Consider the following 3,719-nt stretch of genomic DNA (forward strand, 5'->3'; position numbering starts at 1 on the left):
AAATTCAGCCCAAAGGAAATCCCCTTCGAATCAGCTAAACGTCATCCCGCTCTAGAGGGAAAGGGCTGCGCGTTCTTCGTGACGGGTTGAGGGTCGGGAGAGTGGCTCCCGGCCGCCCGTCATGGAGAAGACCCATGACCAAGTCGGTCCAGAAGATCACGCTGTCGTCGTCGCGCGACATTCCGTTCGACAAGTTGTTGCTGAGCCAGTCCAACGTCCGCCACATCAAGGCCGGCGTCTCGATCGATGAGCTAGCGGAGGACATCGTCCGCCGCACGCTGCTCCAGAGCCTGATGGTGCGGCCGGTCCGCGACGCCGATGGCGTCGAGACCGGCATGTTCGAGATCCCGGCCCGGCCGCCGCTACCGCGCGCTCGCGTTGCTGGTAAAGCAACGGCGGCTCTCAAAGACTGCGCCGGTGCCGTGCGTCGTGCGCGATGCGGGTATCGCGCCGCGCCCAACGCCGCCGCACACGACACCGGTCACTACGGCGCTTGAATCCGCTTAAAACGCCACGCTGATCGTGCCGCTGAACCCGCGCGGCGGCAAGTAGGTATAGGTCGTCGCCGCGGGATCGATCGCGTCGCCGGCCTTGGCGAGGAGGCGGCCGTTGGTGTCGGTCGCCTGGCGGTTGTCGAACAGGTTCTGGATCTGGAACTCGAGCTTCAGCGAACGTCCGAGCGGCGACGTCTTGAAACGATAGCCCAGCGTCAGATCGACCGTGTCGTAGGCACCAAGCCGGTTCGCGCGGTAGCTCCGGCCGGTGACGGGATCGACGATCTCGGCCGCCGCGGTCGGCACCTGCTGGCCATTCACCGTCTGCAGGTTGGTGCGGTTGGCACCGAAGTAACGCGCGCCAACCTGCTTGGCCAGCAGAGCGCCGTAGAGGCCGCCATCATCATACAGCAATCCTGCCGACACCGTGTGATCGGGCGCGCCAGCTACCCATAAATTGCCGCCCGCCAGCTTGTCCTTGCCCTTGGTCTTGGCGCTGTTGACGCTCCCGGCGGCGAACAGGCTGACGGAGTGGCCGAGCGCCAGCGACGCCTGCGCTTCGATGCCCTTGTAGATCACGCCGCCGCCGTTGATCGAATAGGCCTGGTTCGGCGTCACCGAGAAATCGGTCGCAGTGGTGATGTAGTTATTGAAGTCGATATAATAGGCCGCGACGTCGAAGTTGATCGTCCGGCCGGAATGTACGTACCCGAGCTGATAATTGACCGTCTGCTGTGGCTTGAAATCGTTCTTGGATATCGACGCGGTGTTGTATGCTGCGACGCTCGGCGCGAGAAACCCCTGTGCGACCTGCGCGTAGAGCGCGTTGCCCGGTGAGACTTTCCAATTGCCGGAAACGGAGAGCAGCGTCGAGGAATAGTCCGAACGCGTATCGAGCGGCAGCAGCGAAACCGCATTGACCGGCGCGACATAGGTGCGTTTGAAATCGATATATTTGACGCCCGGCGTGATCGTCACGCCCGGCGCCGGCGTCCAGACATATTCCACGAACGGCTGCAACGTGTCGATCGTGGCATGGACGCGCAGCAGATAGGCGCCGGTGCCGGTTTGACCGAGCGCGTTCTTGCCGCGGAAGGTGGCGGGGTCGACGCCAGGCGTCGCGTCGAGGACGAAGCCGCGCGTCACGTCGACGATATAGCTGTCGCGGTCCTGGTCCTGATGCTCCCACCACAGGCCGGTCCTGACCGTTCCCGAGAGGATGCCGGCGTCAACGGGGTGCGAGAGGTCGAGTATGTTGCCGAACGAGCGATAGGAATTCCCCAGACTGTTGCTCAGGATGTTCCGGTTACCGGCCCCGCCGCCCAGGCTGCCGTAATTGGCATTGGCGGCGGTCGGCGGCAGGCCGAGATCCGCCGGGTTCAGTGCGTCGTATTCGCGGTTGCGATAGTAGAAGGTATAGAACTTGTCATCGACGGCAAAGCCGAACGCGCTGCCGGTCAGTTGGGCATATTCGAAGTCGGTGATCTTCGTGTTGTAGGTGTTCCGGTAATAGAGCGCCGTGCGCGGATCGTCGTTCAACGCACCGAATGACTTGCCGTAGGCGGCGAGCTGGTTGGGCGTGATCGGGCTGAAATGCGTGTAGCGAGTGTGATTGACCGACCCGAAGAGCGTCATCGTCCAGTCGCCGCCCAGCGGCTGCGACAGCTTGACCACGCCCTGCTGGGTCTTCAGCCCGGCAAAATCGAGCGCGCCGTCGGTCCTGTGATACATATAGTCGGCCAGCACGCGGGTGCCGCCGGTCGCAGCGATCGCGCCCGATTGCAGTTCGACGACACCCAGCCGGTCGTTGAACGAGCCGTAGCCGCCGCGGAGGAAACCGCCAGCCGACGCCGACAGCGCGCGGCTGTTCAGCCCGATCGTGCCGCCGAACGTCGCATAGCCGATCGTGCTCGCATCCCCTGGCCCGCGATCGACGTTGATCCGGCCAAGCACAGCTGACGGGAAGAACGACGTAGTGTGATGCGTAAAATCGTTGGCGTCGCCGAACGGAATGCCGTCGATCGTCACGTTGTACTGGCCATCGGCGAAGCCGCGGAGAACTTGAGACTTGGATTCCGACCCACCCGCGCCGTTGGGCGAAGAGAAGCTGAAACTCGGCGTAAACTTGATCGTCTGCGAATAATCGCCGGAGGGCGGCACGACATCCTCGACGAACTCTTGCGAGACGAGGGACTGCGGCTGCGTCGCATCCAGATTGCCTTTCGCCGGCGCATGCTTCGCATCGACGACGCGCTGGCCGTTGACGACGATGTCCTTGTCGTCTGCGGCAGGGGGTCCATCCGGCGCGGCGTGCGCGGTGGCGGCGGTCAGCATGCTCGCCGAAAGCAGGGCAAAGCGGAACAGCGAAAATGGCGTATCGGACATGACGTTTCCCCAGATAAAAGACGTGGCAAGGCGATCGCGCTTCCACCGGGAGGCGCGGGCGGACAGGTTCAAAGTGGCCGGCACTACGGAGCCGGCAATCCGAGGGCGATCCGGCAGATCGTCCCGTGTTCCGGCTATTTGCGGACCAGCCAGGCGACGCCGCATAGCGTCAGCATCGGCATGACAAGCCACGCGGCACGGGCCGCGCCTGCCAGTTCGAGCGCGGCGGTGACGCCGAGGATCGCGGCGACGACGGCGACGTTGTGAAAATCTCCGAACAGGGTCTTGATGAAAGCGCTCATGCGCGGGCCTCCCGGCGTTGGATGGTGGATTTGTAGGCGAGGAGCAGCAGCGCCCCCCCGGCGAGATAGAAGGCGCACAGCAGCAGCAGGACGGAGTCGCCGATCGCCCAGGCGTCGCCGGCGAACGGTTCGAGCGACCAGAACGTCCCGAAGCCGACCAGCATGCCGCCGACGCAGAACTTGATGAGGTTCTCGGGCACCCGGCGCAGCGGCGCGCGCAGCATCGCCCCGACCGCGACGGTCAGCGCCATCGCCGCCAGCGCCGCGCCCGCGCCGCTCCCCCAATGCTGGCTCTTCACGCTGAGCGCGACGACGACGAGCCAGACCTCCAGCCCTTCCAGGAAGACGCCCTTGAACGCGATCAGCCAGGCCGCGCGGTGCCCGGCGGTGGTGAGCTGTTCGCGGGTTTCGGCGAACTCCGCGTCCTCGTCGTGCAGCTTCTTGATTCCCGCGCCGCGCGCGACCGCCTTGGCGAGCCAGCGCACGCCGAACAGCAGCAGCAGCACCCCGATCGCATATTGCAGCCAAGGCAAAGCGC

General features: G+C 64.6%; 3 protein-coding genes and 1 pseudogene. 1 reads left to right on the plus strand and 3 read right to left on the minus strand.

Features of this window, described 5'->3' with window-relative positions:
- Positions 1–134: 134 nt before the first annotated feature.
- Positions 135–441: pseudogene (locus tag ACFE7D_RS14145) on the plus strand (ParB/Srx family N-terminal domain-containing protein); the annotation flags it as partial.
- Between the two features lie 62 nt (positions 442–503).
- On the opposite strand, the gene ACFE7D_RS14150 reads toward ACFE7D_RS14145, so the two are convergent.
- The 3 genes from ACFE7D_RS14150 to ACFE7D_RS14160 form a co-directional block, all read right to left on the minus strand.
- Complete coding sequence (locus tag ACFE7D_RS14150; protein WP_375396051.1) at positions 504–2,879, minus strand: TonB-dependent receptor; 2,376 nt, start codon at positions 2,877–2,879, stop codon at positions 504–506.
- A gap of 134 nt (positions 2,880–3,013) precedes the next feature.
- Positions 3,014–3,181, minus strand: coding sequence for a hypothetical protein (locus ACFE7D_RS14155; RefSeq protein ID WP_375396052.1), 168 nt, complete (start codon positions 3,179–3,181; stop codon positions 3,014–3,016).
- On the minus strand, positions 3,178–3,719 hold a 542-nt coding region (locus tag ACFE7D_RS14160), incomplete at its 5' end, for a hypothetical protein (protein WP_375396053.1). The genes ACFE7D_RS14155 and ACFE7D_RS14160, both read right to left, overlap by 4 nt.

This window comes from uncultured Sphingomonas sp. (assembly GCF_964244235.1).
In the GTDB taxonomy this organism is placed as follows: Bacteria; Pseudomonadota; Alphaproteobacteria; order Sphingomonadales; family Sphingomonadaceae; genus Sphingomonas.

Coding starts and splice junctions, on each gene's coding strand:
- ACFE7D_RS14150 (WP_375396051.1), bottom strand. CDS start 2,879: ATGTCCGATACGCCATTTTCGCTGTTCCGCTTTGCCCTGCTTTCGGCG.
- ACFE7D_RS14155 (WP_375396052.1), bottom strand. CDS start 3,181: ATGAGCGCTTTCATCAAGACCCTGTTCGGAGATTTTCACAACGTCGCC.